We start from the raw sequence: 22,807 nt of genomic DNA, 5'->3' as shown, positions 1-22,807 counted from the left end.
GGCCCGCTAGCGCCACCACGGACGGTGGCGCTGGGCCGCCACCACGGCGGCCGGCTCGACGAGTTCGGCGAGCCGGGCCGCGATGTGCTTGATGTGCTCGTGCACCCACAGCGCGCACGCGAGGTCGCGCACCGAAGCGCCGGGCTGCTCGAGGAGGTCCGGGAACGTCGGTGGGGCCAGCATCGGCACGTCGCCGTGGTCGGTGCGGTCCAGCCGGGACGCGAGGTGGTCGTACCACGCGGCGAGCTGCCCGGCCTGGTCGCCGAGGAGCCGGCGGAGCGGGTCCGGCTCGACGTGCGGGTTCGGGAGACCGGCCAGCGACTGGGCGGTCAGCCGCGAGCGGACGGTGCCCATCACCAGCCGCCACAGGTCGGGCTTGGGAACGTGCTTGGTGCCCTGTTCGCTGAGGAACCCGCGGAGTGCGTCGTCGAGCCGGGTCCCGGCCGCGGTCGCCGCGGCCGGGGCGGGTGGGTCGTGGCGGAGGCCGAGCGCCCAGTTCGCGGCGGCGGCCAGGTACGCGCCGCCGGTCCGGAACGCGTCGGCGAGGTCGTCGGCGACGACGGCCCGGGCGCCGCGCGGCCAGAACAGCGCGCCCGCGACCAGGCACACCGCGCAGCCGATCGCGACGTCTTCGATCCGCACGACACCGATCCGCCAGCCGGCCGGCGCGAGCAGGTTGAACAGCACGGACACCGTCACGGTGAAGGCGGCCTGACCGGCGGTGAAGGGCAGGGCGCCGGGTGCGTAGGCGGCGACCAGCACCGCGATCGGGAGCGCGATCCACAACGCCGGCGCGCTGGTGCCGATGACCAGCAACAACAGCGCACCGACGACGACGCCCAGCGCGGTGCCGAGCAACGCCCGAAGCGCGGTCGACCCGGTCGCGGCCGCGTTGCCGCGCAGCACCGACAGCGTGCCCAGCACGACCCAGAACCCGTGCTCGACCCCGCTCACGCCGGCGACCACGACCGCGGCGGCCAGGGCCACCGCACCGCGGAGGCTGTTGACGAACCACACCGACCGCAAGCTCGTGTGGGGAGAAGCGACGCGGGTCAGCGACGCGAGCGAGAACCCGCTCGGAAGGCGTTTGCGCCGGCTCCCCGGGGTCGCGGCACTTGCTTCGACGGCCGCGGCGCGGACGGCGAAAGCCGCGGTGCGGGCGTGGAAGGAAAGGTGGACCGCGTCGGCGTAACCGGGATCGCCGGAATCCAGGCCGCGCAGCCACTCCACGCTCGCCTGGATCCGGCGGTCCAGTTCGTCCGCGTCGAAGGGCGTGGATCGCCCCGCCATCAGCTGCTCGACCGTGCGCAGGCAGGCGCTGGTTTCGGCGAGGAGCCGCCGTTCGACTTCCGGCGCGCCGCTGAGGTCCGGGTATTCGCCGAGGGTGTCGGCGATGACGGAACCGCACCACTCGAGCAGGCCCACCAGGTTGTCGAGGGCCTGGTCTTCGGCGGCCAGCCCGGTCTGGCGGTACGGCGTCGCGGTGAATTCGTCGATCAGGTGGTGCTTGGCCTCGACCGCCGCCTCGTGGGCGGTGCCGACGGTGGCGCCGCCGCGCAGGGCCGCGTCCAGGTGATCGGCCATCGCGCCGGCCGCCCGGGCCGCCGCGTCCCGCAGGGTCGTCGCGGGCGAGCGGGGGGACAGCAGCAGGACGGCCGCGGTGCCGACCACCGACGCCAGCCACCAGCCGCCGAGGCGGGCGGGCACCATGCTCATCGTGCCGGGGGAGGCGGCCGGGAGCACGTAGGCGAGCAAGGCGGCGGTGCCCCCGGCCGCCGCGTTCGGTCCCGCGACTCCGCCGAACAACACGAGGAAGGCCACGATCAGCGTGACGACCGCGGCCAGCGGCAGCGACGCGCTGGCGGCGGTCCCGACGGCCAGCAGCACACTGCCCACGACGGCGAGCCCGAAGTGGGCGCGCAGCTTGTCCCGCCGGTCGCCGCCGAACGAGGCCATGACCAGCGTGGCGAACCCGCCGAACGCGGCGAAGGTCGCCACCTGCAGGTCGCCGATCACCGTGCTGCTGAAGGCGAACAGAGCGGGCACCACCAGCGTGGCACGCACCGCACGCAGAGCAGCGGCCGTCGACCACTGTGGAACCCACGCACGAGGTGCGGCCTCGCGTGTCTTCGGCGCGGGGGAATCGATCGCCACCGGCAGAGCATAGACGGCGCCGGAGCCGCGGACGCCCTGGTGACGCGTCCGCTCCGGCGTCGTGGCGACAGGAGCTCGCCGACATGTTCCAGGCGGGAAGGCCGGCTCCCGCTAGTCCAGCCTCGGCCGCTTCGACGGAGGCCCGGTGGGCGACGCCGGCGGCGTGTGGACCGGCGGAGGCCCGCTCGAAGGGGTCGGGCTGGTCGGTGCGTGCGGTATCGGAGTCCCGTCAGGCAGGATGCCCGACGAGTTCGGCGGCAACCCGTTCGGCGCCTGCGGGTACGACGGCCACGGACCGCCGGTGTGGTTCGGCGTGGCCGGGTTGGTGTACGTCGGGTGGGAACCGCGGTCGGGGCGCGGGGGCATGTACTTGTCCTCGTGCGCGCCCGTGCCCGAGGAGCTCTTCGAGTACTCGACCTGGCCGTAGCTGCTGCCCTGCCGGTTGTAGTGCTTGTTGTCCTCGATCGGCAGCTTGTGCCCGGTCTCGTTGAAGTAGGTTCCCGCCGCCTTGTTGTGGCCCATGATCGCGTTCTTCTTGGGGACGATCTGGTCCGGCGTGCCGTCCTGGTGGTAGGTCTGGAACTGGCCGTGCTTCTGCATCCACTTGTTCTGCGCGTCGGTCTTGAGCCCTGGCGGCATCTGGTGCTTGTTGACCAGCGCGTCTTCGAACATCGGGCGGATGTTCTGGTGCGTCCAGCTGGGGTTGTCCATGCCCGCCGCCGGCCGGTTCTTCTTGTTCTTGTTCGGTCCCGCCGGCGCCGACTCCTTGTACCAGCCGCCGCCCGGGGACTGGCTGTACTTGCCCCCGCCCGGCGACTGCATGATCGGGTTGTTGCCGATGTTCGTGTCGATCGTCAGCTTGGGCTTGCCGCAGGACTGCGGGGCCAGGCCCAGCGGGTCGATCTGCCCGAACGGGTTGTCCACGTAGGCGTAGGGATGGGGCCCCGGCACCAGGCCGAGCGGGTCCGGACTCAAGTAGCGCGCGGTCACCGGGTCGTAGTAGCGCTGGGCGTTGTAGTGCAACCCGGTCTCGGCGTCGAAGTACTGCCCGGGGAACCGCAGCGGGGTCGCCGAAGGACCACCGACCCCGTAGACGCTCGTGCGCGCGCACCACGTGATCCGGCCGTGGTCGTCGACCAGCTCCGCGGGACTGCCCGTCAGGTCGGCGACGATCGCGTCGAACCGGGTGTCCACCCACGCCTGGCCCGGCCGGGCCAGCCGGCCGCGCTGCGCGAGCGGCCGGTAGTCGCCGGGCTCGTAGTCCCACACCGTGGCCTGCACGCCGTCGGGCGTGTGCCGGGCTTCCTCGACCAGCAGCTGGCCGTCCCAGGTGAACTCGACGCGTTCGAGCGGGGTCCGGCCGTCGGCGGCCAGGTGCTCCTTGGCGACGCGGCGGCCCAGCGCGTCGTAGGTGTAGCGCCAGCTGGTGCCGTCGGGGACCGCGGCCGCGACGAGCCGGTCGTCGCCGTCCCAGGCGAACCGCCAGGTCAGCTTCGCGCCGCCGGGCACCGTGCGTTCCCTGAGCACGACCCGCCCGCGCCGGTCGTGCCCGTAGCGCGTCCCGCCGGCCGCGGTGACGAGCGGGCCCGCGAACGTCCGCCGGCCCACCAGGTCCGGCTCGGCCGTGGGCCACGCCGCTTCGACGACGTTCCCGGCTTCGTCGTAGCGGTAGGACTCGGACCCGCGCGGTGACCGCACCTCGGTGACCCGGCCGAGCGGGTCGAGGCCGAACTCGCGCGGACCGGACGCCTGGTCGTGCAGCGCGACCAGCTCGCCGTCGGCCCGGTAGCCGTAGGAGCGCTGCTGGCGGGTGGCACTCGACCGGTCGGTGATCACCTGGGACGCCAGCTGCGAGTTCGGCGTCCAGGTCTGCAGCAGGGTGGCGCCGGCGCCGAGGGTGCGGCGGACTTCGCGCCCCGCGGCGTCGTGGGCGAACCGCAGGTCCCGGCCGGCGAGCCGGGCCGCGACCGGCAGCCCGGCGGCGTCGAACTCCCACGCGCTTTCCGCGCCCGACGGCGTGGTCCGGTGCACCCGGCGGCCCGCGGCGTCGTAGGCCGACCGCACCGTGCGGCCGTTGACCGTCTCGGCCAGCACCCGGCCCACCGCGTCCCGCTCGTAGCTGATCCGCGTGGTGCCGTCGTCGGCCGACAGCAGCTGCCCGGTCGCGCTGACCTCGAACCGGGTGGTGCGGGTCCCGTCGACCTGCTCGACGAGGTGGCCGGCGAGGTCGTAGCGGAACGTCGTGCGCTGCCCGTCGGGGCGGACGCGCTCGACGAGCCGGCCGGCCGCGTCGTAGCCGAACGTCGTCACGCCGCCGGCGAAGTCGGTTTCCCGCACCAGGTTCCCGGCCGCGTCGCGTTCGTAGCGCCAGACCCGGCCCTGCTCGTTGGTGACCGCCTCGACGCGCAGTTCGCCGTCGTAGCCGACCGAGATCCGGCTGCCGTCGGGGAGGATCTGCGCCGTCGGCTGGTCGAAGCCGCCGTATTCGTAGCGGGTGACGCCGCCGGCCGGGCCGGTGTGCGCCCGGTTGTTGCCCTCGCCGTCCAGCACCCACCGGTCCTGGGTCCCGTCGGGGTTCTGGTGCCAGGCCAGCTTCCCGTCCACGGAGTAGCCGAAGCGCTCCACGCCGCCGACGGGGTCGGTGATCGTGACGACGCGCCCGAACTCGTCCCGTTCGTAGCGCGTGACGCCGCCGAGCGGGTCGGTCACCGCGATCGGCAGGCCGGCCTCGTCGTTGACGATGGTGGCCGTGGCCCCCGCCGGGTCGGTCCGCGCGATGGTGAACCCGCGGTCGTCGTAGCGGTACCGGGTGGTCGCGCCGTCCGGTTCCACGACCGCGACGAGGTTGCCCCGCTCGTCGAACTCCTGGCGCGTCGCGACGCCGGGCGCGTCGTGGACCGTCACCGACCGCCCGTCCGCGGCGCGTTCCCAGGTGCGTTCGGTGCCGTCCGGGCGGATCTCGGCGAGGAGGTTGCCGAGCTCGTCGTAGCGGTAGCGCGTGGTGCGCCCCAGCGGGTCCGTCGAGCTCAGCCGCCGGCCGTGCGCGTCCCATTCGGACAGCGTCGCGTGCCCGAGCGGGTCGACTTCGCGGACCACCTGCCCGGCTTCGTCGTAGTGGAACTCGGACGTGTGGCCGAGCGCGTCGGTGGACCGGGTGACGCGGTTCTCCGGGTCGTACTCGAGCACGCAGTCCAGGAAGCCGCCCGAGCCTTCGGTGCGGACGACGCGGCCGGCGTGGTCGTAGTGGTAGCGGAACCACTCGTCGTTGCGGTCGGTCCAGCCCACGATGCGCCCCGCGCGGTCGTAGGTGTAGGTCATCGGCTGCCCCGACGGATTCGTGACCGAGACGAGGTTCCGGCGGTCGTACCCGTAGCGGACGAGCTCGACTTCGCCGTCGCCGGTGACCGCGAACAGCGCGGTGACGAGGCCGTCGGCGGTTTCGAAGCGGACGCGGTGCCCGGCGGTGTGCCGGATCTCCAGCGGCCGGCCGTCGTCGGCGCGGACGATCTCGAACGCGTTGCCGTTGCGGTCGGTCACCGAGGTCAGCAGCGCCCGCTCGCCCGGCGCGAAGTAGAGCAGCCGGCCCAGTTCCTGGTCGTCGACGAGGTAGCCGCCGTCCGGCGCGCGCTTGAGCGGGCGCAGCGGGCCGCTTTCGGCGACGACCCAGTCGTCCGTGCCCGGGGTCGGGTAGCGCAGCAGGGTGCCGTCTTCGGCGGCGAAGCTGACGCCGAGCTCGTCGGCCTCGATCCGCTGGTCCACAGTGGACACCCAGCTGCCGCCGAGGAAGAGTCCCGCGCGGTAGCCGGAGAAGTGCGTCCGCCGGAACGCCAGGGGCAGCACCCCGAGCAGGGTGGCGTCGACCTCTTCCATCACCATCTGCCCGGTCGAGACGGCGACCGGGTCGGTCACGCAGACCTCGTTGCCGATCGAGCGGTTGTTCTCACCTTGGCCGCGGATTCCTTGCGGCGTCGTGTCGTCGGGGTTGCCGCGGGAGCCGGTGCCGCCCTGGCCCGAGTTGCCCGGGCCCTTGCCGGGGGCGCCGGCGGTGCCGGTGGAATCGCCGTTGCCCGGCGAACCGTTGCCCTTGTCGCCCGCGGTGTTGGTGGAGTCGCCCTGGTGGCCGTTCGGGCTGCCCCCACTGTGGTCACCGGTGGTGCTGGTGGAGTCGCCGCCCTTGCCCTTGGGCCCGTCGAGGCCCTTGGGGTTGCCGTTGATGTCGCCGTGCTTCGGCGGCGGCGCGGCCTTGCCCGGCTTGATGTTCTTCAGCGCCTTGCCGGCGTCGTCGAACAGCGAACCGGCGCGCTTCAGCAGCGGCATCAGCGCCTGGAGCGCCTTGACCAGCTTGGTGGTGAGCTGGCTGATCTTCGACGCGGTCTTCGCGACGGCGCCGATGACCTGCGGAACGACCCAGGTCAGCCCGATGCCGAGGGTGAACACCACCTGCAGCGCCCAGGAGATCAGGTGCCCGATCAGCTCGGCGATGATGTCGCGCACCAGGGCGCGGACCGCCGCCACGACCTCACCGGCCGTCTTCACCCCGCTGGCCGCGCCTTCGCAGCCCTTCTGCGCGCTCGCCATCAGCGTCGAGGTGTCCTCGGCACGCTTGCGGTAGGCGTCGGCCGCCGGGCCCGTCCACCCGCCGAGGTCCGCCTTGACCGCGTCCACCAGATCGGCGGACACGCTCTCCAGCTCCTTGGCGACGTTCGCCCAGGTCTCCGACTGCGCCGCGATTTCGTCCGCGTTGCCAGTCAGCGCGTTGAGGGCTTCCTTGAGCGGGCCGACGTGCTCGATCAGCCACCCGACCCCGGCGGCGAGGATGGCGCCGAACGGGTCCATCGCCATCGACAGCGCATCGAGCGCGGTCCCCACCGCGCCCATCGCCACGGACGCCCAGTCGCCGCTCTCGATCGCCTTCTTCAGGTCGGAGGCGCTTTCCAGCAGTGACACGCCGGAAATCGCCGTCGTCGAATCCTTCACCGGCGCGACCAGTGGATTACTCACCGAGCCGACACTAGCGAAACCGGCCACCGGCCGCCCGGACCCGTGCCCCATCGGGCAGGAACGAGTGGCCGGAGACGCACCGGCGCCACTACTCGAACAACCCGAAGCCCTCGACGGCGTGCGCCCGGACGCCGTCCATGTCGAGTTCCACGCCGATGCCGGGGGCGTCGGGAAGCGTGATGTAGCCGTCCTTGACGATCGAGCCGCTCCCGTCGGGGGCGTGGACGTAGCTGTCCCACACCTCGCGTTCCTCGAGGGCGTGCCATTCCTGGACGTAGAAGTTCGGGATCGCGCCGCACTGGTGCGACGTCGCCATCGTGCCCAGCGGCGTCGACACCAGGTGCGGTGCGAAGGGGATGTAGTGCAGCTCCGCGAGGTTGGCGATCTTCTTGGCTTCGGCGAGACCGCCGCACTTGGGCACGTCCGGCTCGATGACGTCCACGGCGCCGCGTTCGAGCAGTTCGCGGAATCCCCAGCGCAGGTAAAGGTTTTCTCCCGCGCAGATCGGCGTGCGGGTCTGCGCGCGCACCCGCACCAGCGCGTCGACGTTCTCCGCCGGCACCGGCTCCTCGAGCCACATCAGGCGGAACGGCTCGAGCTCCCACGAGATCCGGCACGCGCTCGGCACGTCGTAGCGGGCGTGCAGATCGATGGCCAGGTCGACGTCCGGTCCGATCGCCTCCCGGACGGCGGCCACGCGGTCGACCATCGAACGCAGCTCGGCGGCGTTGACCGTGTGGTTGAAATCGTCGAACTTGGCCGGGTGGCGGAGGTTGTCGATGTCGAACTTGAGGGCGGTGAAGCCCTCGGCGACCATCCGCTGGGCCCGGTCGACGCACCCGGCGACCGAACCCGCCGGGTCGTCACCGTCGCCGCAGTCGGCGTAGAGGCGGATGCGGTCGCGGAACTTGCCGCCGAGCAGCCGGTGCACCGGCTGGCCCGCGGCCTTGCCCGCGAGGTCCCACAGCGCGAGTTCGATCCCGGACAGGGCGATCACGAACACCCCGCTCTGCGCGCCCGCGAAAACCTTGCTGCGCCGCAGTTTTTCCCAGCACCGCTCGACGTTGCGCGGATCCTCGCCGACCAGGAGGGGCATCAGCGATCTGATCATCCCGACGACGGCGCCCGCGCCCGCGTCGGGATTGGCCTCGCCGAACCCGCTGAGGCCCTCGTCGGTATCGATCCGCACCAGCGTCGCCTGACCGTGGTAGGCCACCACCGCCGTCGTCACGTTCACGATCCGCATTGCTCTCCCGCCGCTGGGTAGTGCCGGAAAAAACGGACTGTCGCGAGGTCCAACTTGTCCTATAAGCTGATGACATGCCAAGGAGACAAGAGTCTCCGGACGCTGTCAAGGTCCGGACCCTTCCGGTGCAGGTGGCGGCCCACCTGACCCGCCGCATCGTCAGCGGCGCGATCGAGGACGGCCGGGCCCCGTCGGAGCTCGAGATCTCCCAGGAATTCGGGGTGTCCCGCGTGGTGGCGCGGGAGACGCTCAAGATCCTTGCCTCGCTGGACATCGTCGACGTCGCGCAGGGCCGCCGCGTCGTCGTGCGGCCCCGCGCGGAGTGGGACTACCTGAACCCGTTGCTGATCGAGTGGCTGCCCGCGGAGATCGTCGACGAGCTGCTGCGGGAACTGCACCAGATGCGCGCCCTGCTCGAGCCCGAACTGGCCGCCATGGCCGCGGCCAGCGTCACCGACGAGACACTGGCCCGGCTCGGGGACGAGATCGGCCGCATGGCGGCGCTCGAGACGGACCCCGAGGCCTACCTCGAGGTCGACCACGAATTCCACATGGAGATCTGCCGGGCGGCCGACAACCGGATCCTGGACCGGATCATGTACTCCGCCCGCTGGCTCGGCACGGCCAGCCGGCGCGTCACCAACGAGGCGCCGGCCGGCCTGCGCCGCGCCACCGCCCAGCACACGGAGATCTACGAGGCGCTCGTGGCGCGCGATCCGGCGGCGGCCCGCGCGGCGATGCGCAACCACCTGAGCAACAACTACTCCACGCTCGTCGCGGAAAAGAAACAGCGAAGCAAGCGTCGCTAGCACACTGCACGACCGATCCGGAACCGATGACGAGGACGGACGAGCCATGGCAGCACCTGCGATCCGGCCGATCCGGCTGGGGCTGATCGGCACCGGGCTCGCGGTCGAGAAGCTGCACTGGCCGGCGTTGCGCGGGCTCGCCGACCGGTTCGTCGTCACCGCGTTCACCGACCCCTCCGCGGAGCAGCGCGAGCGGTTCACCGGCTACAGCGGAACCGATCCGGCCCTGGCGACCACCGATCGGGCCGCGTTGCTCGCCCGCGACGACGTGGACGCCGTGCTGATCTCGGTGCCGATCCCGCACTTGTACGAGGTGGCGTGCGACGCGCTCGCGGCGGGCAAGGACGTGTTCTGCGAGAAGCCGGCCGGCGTCGACGCGGAGCAGGCCGCGGCCTTCCTCGCCCTGGCGGCCGGGCACCCGGACCGCACCTTCGTGGTGGGGGAGAACTTCTTCTACCGTGACGACCTGCGCTACGCCCGCGCCCTGCTCGACAGCGGCGCGATCGGCCGCCCGCACCTGATGGCGTGGCGGCACGCCGGCCAGTCGGTGCCCCGGCCGGGCGGCTTCACGAGTACGCCGTGGCGGCAGCGGCCGCAGTACCGCGGGGGTGTGCACCTCGACTTCGGCGTGCACCACATCGCCCAGATCAGGCTGCTCTGCGGCGACATCGCGCGGCTGCACGGTGCCGTGCAGGCGGCCAACAGCACGATCGACGCACCGTCGGACCTCGCGCTCACCCTCGTCTTCACCGGAGGCGCCATCGGCAACTACACCGCGTCCTTCCCCGAAATCCCCGTCCCGCCCGAACCCAACGAGATGCGGCTGTACGGCACCGAGGGCGTGCTCGTGCTCGCCGGAGACGAGTCGGAGCGCCGCGTGACGCGCAGCAGTCCCGACGCCACCACCCACACGACAGTCTTCCGCGGTAGCGACAACGGCTACCGCGCGGAGCTCGTCGACTTCGCCGACGCCGTGCAGTTCGGCGCGCGGCCGGTCGGCAGCGTGGCCCAGAGCGTGGCCAACACGATGGTCGTCCAGCGGGCGCTCGACTCCGCGGAACGGGCGGCGGTACTGGCGCTCGACCCCGTGCCCGGCGCGGGCCCGGTACCGCTGTGGCGGCCCCGTGGCTCGACCGGGCTCTTCGACGGGCTGCCAGGACAACGCATCAGCAGTACGGCGTCCTTCGCCGCGTAAAGACCCAGCTTTGCAGTCTCGCAGCGCGGCACTCGCCTCGCTGTCCCGCCGGTCGCAACGTCGCCCCGTCGGTACGAGGAGTTGTCATGGAAGAGAAAACAGACCTGTCGAGGCGCACGTTCCTGGGGGTGAGCGCGCTCGGCGTGCTCGGGCTCGCCGGGTGCGGGGGCGGCCCCGCACCCGCGCCGAAGGTCGACGTCCAGGTGCCCCAGGCCCTGCTCGACCAGGCGGCCGCGTTGCGCGGCGGATCGGTCGGAATGCTTTCGCAGAAGCTGTATTCGGAGGCCGCCAACAAAGCGCTGGACAAGTCGCTGCAGGCGTTCGCGCAGGCGACCGGCACCACGATCCGCAACGACCTGGTCTCCGGCGACGCCGGCGACATGGTCGCCAAGATGGACGCCGAGGTGAAGGCGGGCACCAACCGCGACCTGGCCTTCGTGAGCGACCGGCGGTTCGTCGGCCAGCTGCACAACCTCGGCGCGCTCACCGACGTCACCGACGTGGTCACCGACATGAAAGCGCTTTACGGCGAGCCCGCGACCGAGGCGAACGACTACTGCGTGTTCGACGGGCGCTGGTTCGCGATCCCGTACCACTTCATCGCGTCCGGGATGTACCTGCGCAAGGACTGGTACGCGGAGAAGGGTATCCCGCTCAAGCCGTACTACACGTGGGAAGAGCTGCGCGACAACGCATTGGCGGTCTCCGACCCGGCGAAGCGGCGGTTCGGCTGGGGACTCACGGTGAACCGCTCCGGCGACGCCAACGGCTTCATCCAGAACGTCATCAACGTCTACGGCGGGGCGATCGCGGACAACACCGGCACGAAGGTGGTGTTCAACTCGCCGGAGACCGTCGCCGCCGTCACGTTCATCGGCGACATCTACACGAACCCGAAGTACCAGCCGATGCTGCCACCCGGGGTCGGCAGCTGGACCGACTCGAGCAACAACGAGAACTGGCTGGCCGGGATCCTCGGGCTCACGCTCAACCAGTTCAGCGTCTACGCCGACTCCAAGACCAAGAAGAACCCGGTCTACGGCAACACGCACGTGTTCAACGGAGCCACCGGACCGGCGCTCGACGTCCCGCTCGCGTATGGCGAGTCCAACTCCTTCGTCGTGTTCAAGGGGGCGAAGAACCCCGATCTGGCCAAGGTGGTGGCGAAGTTCATGGCCGGCGGGACCGCGCTGCTCGGGGTCGCGAAGGAAGCACCGTGCCTGGTCAACCCCTCGTGGAGCAAGGTGTGGGACTCCGACCCGTACTACACGACGGGTGACCCGGCCTTCGCCGCGCTGCGGGAGCAGACCCGCGTGCAGCTCCCGGTGAAAACCAAGACCGGCTACGCGTTCCCCCAGACCCCGAGCCCCGGCGAGCAGGCCGCCATCGCCGCCTACCTGCTGACCGACATGATGCAGTCGGTCATCCAGGGCACCAAGCCGGCCGACGCGGTCGCCGCGACCCACGACCGGATCGTGCAGATCTTCGAGCAGCAGGGCTACCGGCAATGACGGTCGTGCGCACGAAGACGCCGCGCCCGGCGCCGGTCCGCCCGGCGCCGGGCGGGTCGTCCTCGCTCACGCGCGTGCAGCGGCTGCTCGGGCGCGACTGGCGCCTCGCCGCGGTGTTCATCGGGCCGACGCTGGTGCTGGTCGCCGGCCTGATCCTGGTCCCCATCGTCGGCTCGATCTTCACCAGCGCGACGGAACGCCACGGCGCGGAAACGGTCTTCGTCGGCCTGGACAACTACACCGCACTCGTCGACGACGCCATGTTCCACAAGGGCGTGCTCAACTCGTTCGTCTTCACCGCGTACGCCGAGATCTTCAAGGTGACCTTCGGGCTCATCGCGGCGTTGATCCTGCACCACATGCGCCGCGGCCGGGCGTTCATCGCCGGGGTGATCCTGCTGCCGTGGGTGATCCCGACGGTAGTCACGGGCTTCACCTGGCGGTCGCTGCTCGACCCGATCTTCGGCAGCGTCAACGTCCTGCTCACCGAGTCCGGGATCGGTCCCGCGCTCGCCGCGATGGGGCTCGTCGACAAGTGGCCCGCGGAGTGGCTGTCCGATCCCGCGCTCGCGATGCCGGCGGTCATCCTCGTCAACGTCTGGAAGGGCATCCCGTTCTTCACGGTGACGTTCCTCGCCGGGCTCAAGGCCATCGACAGCAACCTCCACGAGGCGGCGATGGTGGACGGCGCCTCGCCGTGGCAGCGCTTCGTGCACATCACGCTGCCGGGGCTGCGGCCCGTCATGATCGTGACGGTGCTGCTGTCGTCGATCTGGACGTTCAACAACTTCGACCTCATCTGGCTGCTGACACAGGGCGGTCCGGGCGACGCCACCGCGCCGTACGTGATGGTGGCGTATTCGAAGGCCATCCAGCAGCTGCAGCTGGGCGCGGGCGCCGCGGTCACGCTGGTGATGCTGCCGGTCATCGCCATCCTCGTGGTGATCCTCGTGCGGATGATGCGCCGCGGTGACCGGCCGGGCGCGGCGGACCTGGGGCGTCGGCGGCTGACGCCCGCTCAGCGCCGGGCGCTGCCGTGGGTGGTCGTCGCGGCCTCGGTGCTCATGCTGGTCTGGGCGTCACCGCACATCGTCTGGAAGGCCGCCGTTGTGCTGGGCGTGTTCGTGGTGCTCGCGGCCGTCGTCGGCAGGGTGGTCTCCGTGTTCGCCGCGCGCGGCAACCGGCTGGCCGCCCGCCTGGTCACCGGCACCGGCAGCGGGATCGCGCTCGTGGGCTTGCTGGGCTTCGTGCTCGCCCCGCTGTACTGGATGACGGTGACGGCCTTCAAGTCCGACGACCAGATCGTCGCGCGCACCGACGACCTCTGGCCGACCCCGTGGACCACCGAGCAGTTCACCAACCTGTTCGCCGGGGCGTTCGGCACCTGGTACGTCAACACGATCCTGGTGTCGGTCGCGTCCACCGTGATCGCCCTGGTCTGCGCGGCGCTGGCGGGCTATGCGCTGGCCCGGCTGAAGTTCCGGGGTTCGGAGAGCTTCACGGTGACGATCCTGCTCACCTACGTGATGCCGGGCGCGCTGCTGTTCATCCCGCTGTACGAGCTGATGAGCGGGATCGGGCTCAACGACTCGCTGTGGTCGCTGGTGCTCGCCTACCCGACGTTCACCCTGCCGTTCGCGACGTGGCTGCTCGTCGGCTACTTCAAGTCGATCCCGGCCGACCTCGAGGAAGCCGCGCTGGTCGACGGCTGCACGCGGTTCGGGGCGTTCCGCCGGATCGTGCTGCCGCTGGCCAAGCCGGGTCTGCTCGCGGTCGCGCTGTTCACCCTCACGAATGCGTGGAACGAATTCCTCTTCGCCTTCGTGTTCATCACCAAGGACGAGAACAAGACCTTGCCTGTCGGCATGCAGTCGATGATCTTCAACGACGTCGTGCCGCAGGGGCAGCTGGCCGCGGCCTCGCTGCTGGTCAGCATCCCGGTCGTGCTCATGTACGGGTTCGGGCAGCGCTTCCTGACCGAGGGCCTCACCGCGGGAGCGGTGAAGGGATGAGCGCGATCACGGAGGAGCACGTCGCGATGGCGTCGCGGCCGAGCGACCTGCGCATCACCGATCTGCGGGTCGCCAACCTGACCGGCGTGCCGTTCCGCTCGTCGATCATCCGGATCGACACCAACCAGGGGCTCGTCGGCTACGGGGAGGTGCGCGACCAGGCCAGCGCCACCTACGCGCTGGTGCTCAAGAGCAGGCTCGTCGGCGAAAACCCCTGCAACGTCGACAAGATCTTCCGCAAGATCAAGCAGTTCGGGCACCACGGCCGCCAGGGCGGCGGGGTCTCCGGCGTCGAGATGGCGCTGATGGACCTGGCGGGCAAGGCGTACGGAGTGCCCGCGTACGCGCTGATCGGGGGCCGGTTCCGGGACGAGGTCCGCTGCTACGCCGACACGCCGTCGCTGCCGGACCCGCACGCGATGGGCGCGCGGCTGCTGGAGCGCAAGCAGCGCGGGTTCACGATGCTGAAGATGGACGTCGGCATCGACCTGCTGTGGGACGTGCCGGGGGCGCTGATCGCGCCGCCGGGCGCGCGTGAAGACCGGACGACGATGCACCCGTTCACCGGCATCCAGGTCACCGCCCGGGGTGTCGAGCACCTGGTGTCCTATGTGGACATAGTCCGGTCGGTCGTCGGCTACGACGTCGCGCTCGCCGCCGACCACTTCGGCCACATCGCGCTGGATTCGTGCATCCGGATCGGGCGCGCGCTGGAGCCGTTCACGCTGGCGTGGATCGAGGACCTGATCCCGTGGCAGCTGACCGATCAGTGGCGCCGGCTCACCGAGGCCGTCGCGGTTCCGACGTGCACGGGGGAGGACATCTACCTGCTGGAAGGTTTCCGGCCGCTGCTGGACGCGGGCGCGATCCGCGTCGTGCACCCGGATCCGGCGACGGCGGGCGGGATCGCGGAGACCAAGCGGCTCGGCGACTACGCGCAGGAGCGCGGGATCGCGATGGCGCTGCACCTGGCGGCGTCGCCGATCGCGACGATGGCGTGCGTGCACCTGGCCGCCGCCACGGAGAACTTCCTGGCCCTCGAACACCACGCGGCCGACGTGGAGTTCTGGAGCGACCTCGTCACCGGCCTCCCCCGGCCGCTGATCCAGGACGGTCACATCGCGGTGCCGGACACGCCGGGGCTGGGGTTCGGCGACCTCGACGAAGAGTTGCTGCGGCGTCACCTCGACCCGCGCGACCCGGTGTTCTTCGCGGAAACGACGCACTGGGACAAGGAGTCGAGCCACGACCGGCTGTGGAGCTAGGCGCGGCCCTGTTCGGCGCGCCACCGTTCGTACTCGGGCCGGGCTTCCTCCGACAGCGGGTAGTACAGCCGCATGTCGCCGCCCTCGGCCAGCCGGATCCGGGAGAACTCCTCCCATTCCGCGTGTTCCTGGGCGTGCGCCACCAGAGCGGGGGCGAGCTTGACCGGCACGACGACCGCCCCGTCGTCGTCGGCGACGACGATGTCGCCCGGCTCGACGAGCGTGCCACCACAGGCCACCGGCACGTTGACGGCGGCGGGGACGATGCCGGTCTGGGCGTGGAAGTTCGGGGTGGCGCCCCGGATCCACAGCCCGAGGCCGAGCTGCTTGGCCTCGCCGGTGTCGCGCAGGCAGCCGTCGACGACCACGCCGGCACCGCCACGGCCCTTGAAGTAGGTCAGCATCATTTCGCCGAACACGCCGCTTTCCATGTCCCCGCGCGCGTCGACGACGATCATGTCGCCGGGCTGGGCGTGGTACATGACGTGCCGGTGCAGCTGCTTTTCCGGTTCTTCGTACTCGTCGACGGGGTAGAGGTCTTCCCGTTTCGGCAGGAACTGCAGCGTCAGCGCCGGACCGGCCACGCGCACGCCGGGCGTCACCGAAACCGGGCCGCGGATGAAGGCGCTGCGGATGCCCATGCGGCTGAGTTCGCCGCTGGCGGTCGCGCTGCCGATGGCCGCGAGCGCCGCACTGAGCTCGGCGGGCGGGCGAACGATGTCGTGCGTCTCCACCACGTCGGCAGCTCCCTCGGGTTCGCGCCGGCCGGAATCACCGGAGTGATTCGAGCCTAGTCCGGGGAACCCGGTCGATCAACGTCCGGCGAGACACGGAACCCCGGCCCGCGGGCCGGGGTTCCGTGTCTCACCGGCTAGCGCTGCAGCGTCAGCACGCCCGGCCGCCACGGCAGCTGGTCGTAGGGGCCACTGGCGTTGGGGGACTTGCCTTGGTAGAGGAGCTGGAGGTTGCAGGGGTCGACGGTCATGGTCTGGTCCGGGTTGGTGCGGACCAGATCACCGTGGCTGATGTCGTTGGTCCAGCTCGCGCCGCTGTTCGCCTTGCCCGCGAAGGGGTTGCTCTCGCTGGCGGCCTGCGGCGTCCACGAACCACTGAGGCTGCTGGCCGTGAAGGAGCGGAAGTAGCGGCCGTTCGCGCCCATCGCCTCGACGATCATCAGGTACTGGTTCTGGCCCTGGACCTTGTAGACCTGGACGGCCTCGAACAGGTTGGCCTGCGTGTCGCTCATGATCGTCGTGTAGTTCGAGCCGAAACTGCCCGGGAAGTTCCCGATCGGCATGCTCGCCCGGTAGATCTTGCCGTTGTCACCGGCGAAGAACAGGTACATGTTCGAGCCGTCGGCGATGAGGGTCTGGTCGATCGGACCGGTACCGGAGCCGGAGATGCTGCCGGTGAACAGCGCCTGGGGCGACGACCAGCCGTTGGGGTTGGTGGGATCACTCGACGTCCGGTAGATGAAGGGCCAGGCACCCCACTGGTAGGCCAGCACCCAGATGTTCTTGGGCGCGAAGTAGAACAGCGTGGGCGCGACCGCGGCCTGGCTCATCCCGTTCTGGCCGGCCGAAGCCATGTCGGACCAGTTCGTGAAGGGGCTGAAGGCCATCGAGCCGTACGACGATCCCGAAACGTTCGAGGCGTAGACGAGGTGCTTGCCGTTGTAGACGACGTTGGTGAAGTCCTTGAGCGAGACCCACCCGTTCTTCGGCGTCGCCAGCACACCGGTCGACGACCAGCGGTAGGTCGAGGGAAGGGAGCAGCCGGTGCCCCCGCCGGGCGTGGTGGTGGTCGTCGTCGATGGTGTGGTCGAAAGGCCCGTCCACTTCTGGTTACTGGCGCCGTTGCAGGTCCAGAGCCCCACGGCGGTCCCATTGGCCGTACCGCCACCGGTGACGTCGAGGCAGAGCCCGGACTGAACTCCGACGACGGTGCCGTCGGAGTTCACCCGCCACTGCTGGTTGGCTCCACCGTGGCAGGTCCAGATCTGCACCCGCGTACCGGCGGTGGTCGAGCTGCCGGGCACGTCCAGGCACTTGCTGCCGAACACGGTGAGCAGGCCACTGCCGGTCGACGTCCACTGCTGGCCGGCACCGTTCCAGCAGTCGTAGATCTGCAGGGAGGTACCGTCGGTCTGGCTGGCATTGGGGACATCGAGACACCGCCCCGAACCGACCCCGCGCAGCGCGCCGGTGACATCGGCCTGGGCCAGCGTCCCACCCAGCACCACAGTGGCGACAACCGTCACCACGGCGATCCCCGCGGCGATCAGTGATCGGATGCTTCCTCTGCTCATGACGAACTTCTCCCAGCCGGGTTCAGGTCCGCTTCAGGGGAGCGCCCGCCGTCGTGCGGCATCCCCGTCAGCGAGCCGATTGTTATCGCTAACATGAGTCGCGCCAGCCTGGCTGTCCGAGAGAAGAGTTGTCAATGAAAGTCGCCCGGGGAACCTCTCGGCGGTGAAAGTTACATTTCCGGCGTTCCCGCGCGGGTGAGGCAGTCCAGAAGCGCGCCGAGGCCGTGCTCGAACTGGACCGCGAGCGGGTCCGCTGCGGCGATGTCGCGCGGGGCGGAGCGGACACCGTGGCCGTGCTGGAGCCCAGGCCGGAGAGATCTTCCTGTCCGAGCTGACGGAGCGGCGGAAACCGGCACGGGTAAGCGAGGTCAGGTCATGTACGCGCTCGGCCGCCGACGACCGGGTCAACCCGCACGGTTGGCTCGGGTACGTGGTGTCCGACCGGCGCCGGACCGACAACGTCCGTGGCGGTTGTCGTCATGGTCTCGCCGGTGGCAGCGTGGGGACTGGTCAGCTTGGCCACGGCGGAAGTGGGCGAGGTGGTCGGCGGCGGTAGTCGGTAGGTCATCCACTCACATGGTCGGCGATTCACCCCACTGGTCTCTGCCGCCCCAAACTGATCACCTTGGGTGAGTCGTGTGCGCGAGTGGGCGAGGTAAGTGTCTCCTGCCGGCGGATTCCCCGGACGCCGCAGGTCGAGTACAGATGGTTGACAGTCGTGGTCGCGCGTCGCCGGGGAGGGCGAGTTGAACGACTATCTGTCGTTGTTGCCGTCGACGTTGCAGTGGGTGTCGAACCAGCTGGGGTCGATATCGGATCTGCCCTGGCCGCTGTGGATCGGCCTGCTCTTCCCGATCTACGTCGCGGTGATCTCGGTCGTGATCTGGTTCCTGCGCGGCCGGGTCTGGGTAGTGCACTGCGCCTATCCCAAAACCAGTCGTGGCCGGGAGTGCCGGAACTGGGTGCCGGGCGAGTGGTCCCGGTGCCGGCACCACAACCAACGGCGGAACTACCGGTTCGGCCATTCGGTGAACCCTGGGATTCAGCGATGGCAGACCTTCGGCAGGGGCGACGCGATCGTCGAGCGACCCGAACGCGGCGTGGGCTTGCTGAGACTGCGACCAGCCGGTGCCACATTGCTCTACCAACGGGGGTATCCCCGCCCGCCGCTGCTGGTTCTCCGGCAGCTGCCGGCCGCGGCCGTGGCGGCGTGGCGCCGAATCCGGCAGGCCCGTCTGAAGGAGCCGGCCGACGCCCGTCAGGCCGAAGTCGAGCCTGGTTCCACCCGCACCGACGTCGCCGAAGGGCTGGTGCGGGTCGTCGCGGCGACCAGGTTCGCGATGACCGCCTTCGTTTCGGCGATCGTGCTGACCGGAGTGGCGGTCCTGCTGGACGGGGCACCGCAGACGATCCTGCAGTATCTGGCCACGTTGGGCTTCGTCCTGGCGTGGGCTGCGACCAGTTCGGGCATCTACAGCCGCAGCGAGACATGGTTGCGAGGAGCGTGTCTGAAAAGCCTGAAGTGGTGGTCGTTCATCTTCGTCCCGGTCGGCGTGCTCAACTTGGTCTTCACCGTCGCGAACAAGACTCCGGCCCAGTGAGCTCGGCGTCGTGCGGATTCGACCGGATCGAGGCCGCGTTCGAAGGTGCCGAGCCGACGCTGGTGGCGCTCGGGAACCCGTACGTGCGGCTCCTGCGGCGTGATCGGACCGTCGGGCTCGTCGTGCTGCCGCGGAGGGGCCCGCCGGCGCCGCCTAAGCTGCTGTCTGTGAGCACGATCAGCATCGGTGAAGCAGGAGCGCACCAGGTCGACGCGCTGACCGCCTTGATGCACGAGTCCCAGGCATATCAAGGTGAATACGCGTCGATCTTGGAGGGTTACCGGCTGACACCCGCCTACCTCGAGCGGCATCCCACCTTCGTGGCGACGGCCGGCGAAACGATCGTCGGCTTCTACGGTCTGGTCACGCAGCCGCCGGAACTGGACTTGCTGTTCGTCGCCGACACCGCGCAAGGGCTCGGCGTCGGCGCCGCGCTCGTGGCGCACATGCTCGATCAAGCCGCGGCCCGGGGCATGACCGCGGTGCGCGTCGTCTCCCACCCGCCTGCCGTCGGGTTCTACAAGCGAGTCGGCGCTCGGCAGATCGGGGTGGTACCGCCACGGCCACCGAAGATCACCTGGCCGCGACCCGAACTCGTCTTCGACATCCCCGCGCGGCCCTGGACGGCCGGCAAGGGCGCGGCTGACCGTCCTCAGGGGACATGATCGAGACGTCCTGGCGCCTTCCCTGGACAGCGCGTCGTAGAGAAGCCGCCCTTGGTGGTGTGGGACCAACCCGTGAGCGGCAGACCGTCACCCGACATCGACGAGTACCGAGGCCGGGTCCTGCACGGCTTCGCCACCCTGCCGGGCCGGGCAGTCCGGCCCGGCAGTCCCCGATCAGCTGTAGGTGACCTGGGTCGTGGAGCTGGCGTTGACCCAGGTGATCGTCCCGTGCTGGAAGTTGTTGCGCCGGCCGCCGGTGACGCCGAACTCGTCGCTGGTCGGGTAGGCCAGGCCGCTGCGCTCCCAGCCCAGCGAGGCCCACTTCTGCCGGATCGCGCCGTGGATGGACTGCGCGCCGGTCGCGGAGGTCCAGTAGATGGAGGCGCCTTGGGCGCCGTTGAAGTGGTTGAAGCGGCCGGCTCCGTCGGGTGTGTCGTCTTCGTCCGTGGTCGGGTAGCCGAGTCCGGCCTCCCAGCCCAGTGCGGCCCATTTCTGGCGGATCTGGCCTTGGATGGACTGCGCGCCGGGCGCGGAGGTCCAGTAGATGGAGGCGCCTTTGGCCCCGTTGAAGGGGTAGAAGCGGCCGGCTCCGTCGGGTGTGCCGTCTTCGTCCGTTGTCGGGTAGCCGAGTCCGGCCTCCCAGCCCAGTGCGGCCCACTTCTGGCGGATCTGGCCATGGATGGACTGCGCGCCGGTCGCGGAGGTCCAGTAGATGGAGGCGCCTTGGGCGCCGTTGAAGTGGTTGAAGCGGCCGGCTCCGTCGGGTGTGCCGTCTTCGTCCGTTGTCGGGTAGCCGAGTCCGGCCTCCCAGCCCAGTGCGGCCCACTTCTGGCGGATCTGGCCATGGATGGACTGCGCGCCGGTCGCGGAGGTCCAGTAGATGGAGGCGCCTTGGGCGCCGTTGAAGTGGTTGAAGCGGCCGGCTCCGTCGGGTGTGCCGTCTTCGTCCGTTGTCGGGTAGCCGAGTCCGGCCTCCCAGCCCAGTGCGGCCCATTTCTGGCGGATCTGGCCGTGGATGGAGTGGGCGCCGGTGGCGGAGGTCCAGTAAATGGACGCGCCTTGGGCGCCGTTGAAGTGGTTGAACCGGCCGATGCCGTCCGTGGTTCCGGACTCGTCCGTCGTCGGCAGGCCCAGCAGACCGCCCGGGCCGCCGAGCTGTTGGTAGCGCTGCCAGATCGCGCCGTGCACCGCGTACGCGCCGGTCGCCGGGAAGTAGCCGATGACGCCGTGCTCGTAGTTCTGCGCCCAACCGCCCGCGGCCGGGAACTCGACGCCGGACGGATTGCCCAGGTACGACGACGCGCCGCCGAGGTCGGTGTAGTGCTGCGTGATCTTGTCGGCGCCGGTGCCGGTCGCGAAGGACTGCAGATCGGTCACGCTGCCGTTGAACACGTCCTGGTCACCCGGGAACGCGCCGGACGACGCGGTCTGGTCGAACGTGTAGTCCGTCCAGCTTGCCGGCATGGTGACCGTGGACGCGATCCACAGTGGATCGTTGGCGAAGCCCGGGTCGTTCGCGGTGCAGTTGGTCCACCAGCCGTTGGTGGTGTAGATGACCGGCCACCGGTTCGTGCGGTCGTGGACCGTGGTGACGAAGTCGGAGATCCACGCGGAGACCTGCGCCGGGGTCAGGTTGTAGCACCAGCCGGCCCAGTCCTGTGTGCTGTACGGGTTGTACTCGATGTCCAGCACCGGCGGCAGCGTCTTGCCGTCGGCGACCCAGCCGCCGCCGTGGCTCAGGAAGAACTGCGCCTGCGCCGCGCCCGAGGAGGTGTCCGGCAGCCCGAAGTGGTACGCCCCGCGCAGCAGCCCGGCGTTCGCCGAGCCGGCGAAGTTGGCGGCGAACTGCGGGTCGGTGTAGGTCGTGCTCTCGGTGGCCTTCATGTACGCGAACTTCGCGCCCTGGCCCGCGGCGGAACCCCAGTCGACCGTGCCCTGGAAGTGGGACACGTCCATGCCCGGGGTCGTCACGCCCGAGGCCGCCGTCGCGCCCGCCGCGGCTTTCGGTGCCGTGGCCGTGCGCGCACCGACGGTGGAGCCCAGGTAGTCGGAATCCGGATGCGCCGGCGCGCTCGCGGAACGCCGCGCACCACCCGGCGCCGCCGACCCGCTCGCCGCCGCTGTTCCGGTCAGCACGCCGCCGACCAAGACGGCGACCGCACCCGCGGCCACCGCGCCTCGAACCCAACCCACCGCAACCTCCACCTGTGTTCGCTCACCCCGCTATCGACCGGCATCGGAAAGCGTTACCGCGGCTGATGCGGAAAATGCGTCCGGCGGCGGAAAATCCGGCGGAAGTCACATTTTCCTCGTCGGCGAAACGGGTCGGCGACTGCCGGTGGTGCCCGGCTTGTCCCCGATGCGCCGGTTTCGTACGTTCATCTCGTTGTGGCGGTTGAGCGCGGTGCGGGACATTTCCGTCGTGGCCTTTCCCGCGGCCGGAGCGGCGGGCAGACTACCGGCTGCGCCCGGAGCCGGGCGCGGGATCGAGGGGGTCACGTGCGGCGTGGGTGGGTGGTCGCGACGGCGGTGGGGATCGTCGTCGTCGGCGGGGTGGCGGTGGCGATCCGGTGGCCGTCGGGCGGGGGCGATGGCCTGCCGCCCGCCCGGGCGCGGGTCTACGCCGACTTCTCGGCCTGTCTGCTCACCGGGGAACAGGGTCTGGCGAGCCCCGGAGCCGGGCCGGTCTGGACCGGCCTGCAGGACGCGTCCGGCGACACCGGTGTGAAGGTCTCCTACCTGGCGGCGACCGGTCCGGCCACCGAGGCGAACTACTTGCCGTACGTGAACTCGTTGGTCCAGCGCCGTTGCGACGTGGTCGTCACAGTGGGGGAGCCGGGTACCACCGTGGTGGCCGCGCAAGCGCCCGCGCACTCAGCCATCCGGTTCGTCACCGTCGGCGGATCCGGGGCCACGTCGGCGAATGTCTCCCCCGTGCGGGTGAGCGAGCACGTCCGCGACGACGTCGCCGCGACGGTCCGGCAGGCCGCGCACGCGGCCGGGCACTGAGGATTGGTCCGCGTTCGTCCTGTTTGGCGGG

At 70.5% G+C, this 22,807-nt stretch carries 14 protein-coding genes; 8 read left to right on the top strand and 6 right to left on the bottom strand.

Features of this window, described 5'->3' with window-relative positions; translation table 11 throughout:
* Positions 1-6 precede the first annotated feature (6 nt).
* From ABFJ78_RS24625 to ABFJ78_RS24615, 3 genes are all read right to left on the bottom strand, one after another.
* Positions 7-2,064, bottom strand: coding sequence for an FUSC family protein (locus tag ABFJ78_RS24625; protein ID WP_436388708.1), 2,058 nt, complete (start codon positions 2,062-2,064; stop codon positions 7-9).
* Between the two features lie 201 nt (positions 2,065-2,265).
* Positions 2,266-7,155 (bottom strand): RHS repeat-associated core domain-containing protein, encoded by a 4,890-nt coding sequence (locus tag ABFJ78_RS24620; protein ID WP_436388707.1) that lies wholly within the window; start codon positions 7,153-7,155, stop codon positions 2,266-2,268.
* 88 nt (positions 7,156-7,243) lie between these two features.
* Positions 7,244-8,401, bottom strand: a complete 1,158-nt coding sequence (locus ABFJ78_RS24615) for a mandelate racemase/muconate lactonizing enzyme family protein (protein WP_436388706.1) — start codon at positions 8,399-8,401, stop codon at positions 7,244-7,246.
* Positions 8,402-8,475: 74 nt separating this feature from the next.
* On the opposite strand from ABFJ78_RS24615, the gene ABFJ78_RS24610 reads away from it, so the two are divergent.
* From ABFJ78_RS24610 to ABFJ78_RS24590, 5 genes are all read left to right on the top strand, one after another.
* Entirely contained in the window at positions 8,476-9,210 is a 735-nt protein-coding gene (locus tag ABFJ78_RS24610) for a FadR/GntR family transcriptional regulator (protein WP_436388705.1), read from the top strand.
* Between the two features lie 46 nt (positions 9,211-9,256).
* Positions 9,257-10,405 carry a Gfo/Idh/MocA family protein gene (locus ABFJ78_RS24605; protein ID WP_436388704.1) on the top strand — a complete coding sequence of 383 codons (1,149 nt, stop codon included), beginning with the start codon at positions 9,257-9,259 and terminating at the stop codon, positions 10,403-10,405.
* Positions 10,406-10,491: 86 nt separating this feature from the next.
* On the top strand, positions 10,492-11,916 hold the full coding sequence (locus tag ABFJ78_RS24600; protein ID WP_436388703.1) for an ABC transporter substrate-binding protein: 1,425 nt from the start codon (positions 10,492-10,494) through the stop codon (positions 11,914-11,916).
* Positions 11,913-13,928, top strand: coding sequence for an ABC transporter permease (locus ABFJ78_RS24595; RefSeq protein ID WP_436388702.1), 2,016 nt, complete (start codon positions 11,913-11,915; stop codon positions 13,926-13,928). The genes ABFJ78_RS24600 and ABFJ78_RS24595 overlap by 4 nt, the downstream gene beginning before the upstream one ends.
* A complete protein-coding gene (locus tag ABFJ78_RS24590; protein WP_436388701.1) occupies positions 13,925-15,193 on the top strand; it encodes a mandelate racemase/muconate lactonizing enzyme family protein in 1,269 nt (422 codons plus the stop codon). Before ABFJ78_RS24595 ends, ABFJ78_RS24590 begins: the two co-directional genes overlap by 4 nt.
* Here the strand turns inward: ABFJ78_RS24590 and ABFJ78_RS24585 are convergent.
* Together ABFJ78_RS24585 and ABFJ78_RS24580 are read right to left on the bottom strand one after the other, a co-directional pair.
* Positions 15,190-15,930, bottom strand: a complete 741-nt coding sequence (locus tag ABFJ78_RS24585; protein ID WP_436388700.1) for a ribonuclease activity regulator RraA — start codon at positions 15,928-15,930, stop codon at positions 15,190-15,192. The genes ABFJ78_RS24590 and ABFJ78_RS24585 overlap by 4 nt on opposite strands.
* Before the next feature lie 134 nt (positions 15,931-16,064).
* Entirely contained in the window at positions 16,065-17,501 is a 1,437-nt protein-coding gene (locus tag ABFJ78_RS24580) for a non-reducing end alpha-L-arabinofuranosidase family hydrolase (RefSeq protein WP_436388699.1), read from the bottom strand.
* A 746-nt stretch (positions 17,502-18,247) separates the two neighbouring features.
* Here ABFJ78_RS24580 and ABFJ78_RS24575 point away from each other — a divergent pair.
* On the top strand, positions 18,248-19,102 hold the full coding sequence (locus tag ABFJ78_RS24575) for a hypothetical protein (protein ID WP_436388698.1): 855 nt from the start codon (positions 18,248-18,250) through the stop codon (positions 19,100-19,102).
* On the top strand, positions 19,099-19,767 hold the full coding sequence (locus tag ABFJ78_RS24570) for a GNAT family N-acetyltransferase (RefSeq protein WP_436388697.1): 669 nt from the start codon (positions 19,099-19,101) through the stop codon (positions 19,765-19,767). Before ABFJ78_RS24575 ends, ABFJ78_RS24570 begins: the two co-directional genes overlap by 4 nt.
* Before the next feature lie 174 nt (positions 19,768-19,941).
* Here ABFJ78_RS24570 and ABFJ78_RS24565 read toward each other — a convergent pair whose 3' ends face one another.
* A complete protein-coding gene (locus ABFJ78_RS24565) occupies positions 19,942-21,960 on the bottom strand; it encodes a GH25 family lysozyme (RefSeq protein ID WP_436388696.1) in 2,019 nt (672 codons plus the stop codon).
* Positions 21,961-22,266: 306 nt separating this feature from the next.
* Between ABFJ78_RS24565 and ABFJ78_RS24560 the strand changes: the two genes are divergently transcribed.
* Entirely contained in the window at positions 22,267-22,776 is a 510-nt protein-coding gene (locus ABFJ78_RS24560; RefSeq protein ID WP_436388695.1) for a hypothetical protein, read from the top strand.
* Positions 22,777-22,807: the final 31 nt, after the last annotated feature.

It is taken from the genome of Amycolatopsis sp. MEPSY49, assembly GCF_051337345.1.
In the GTDB taxonomy this organism is placed as follows: domain Bacteria; phylum Actinomycetota; class Actinomycetes; order Mycobacteriales; family Pseudonocardiaceae; genus Amycolatopsis.
This window is presented reverse-complemented; position numbering and strand designations above follow the sequence as displayed.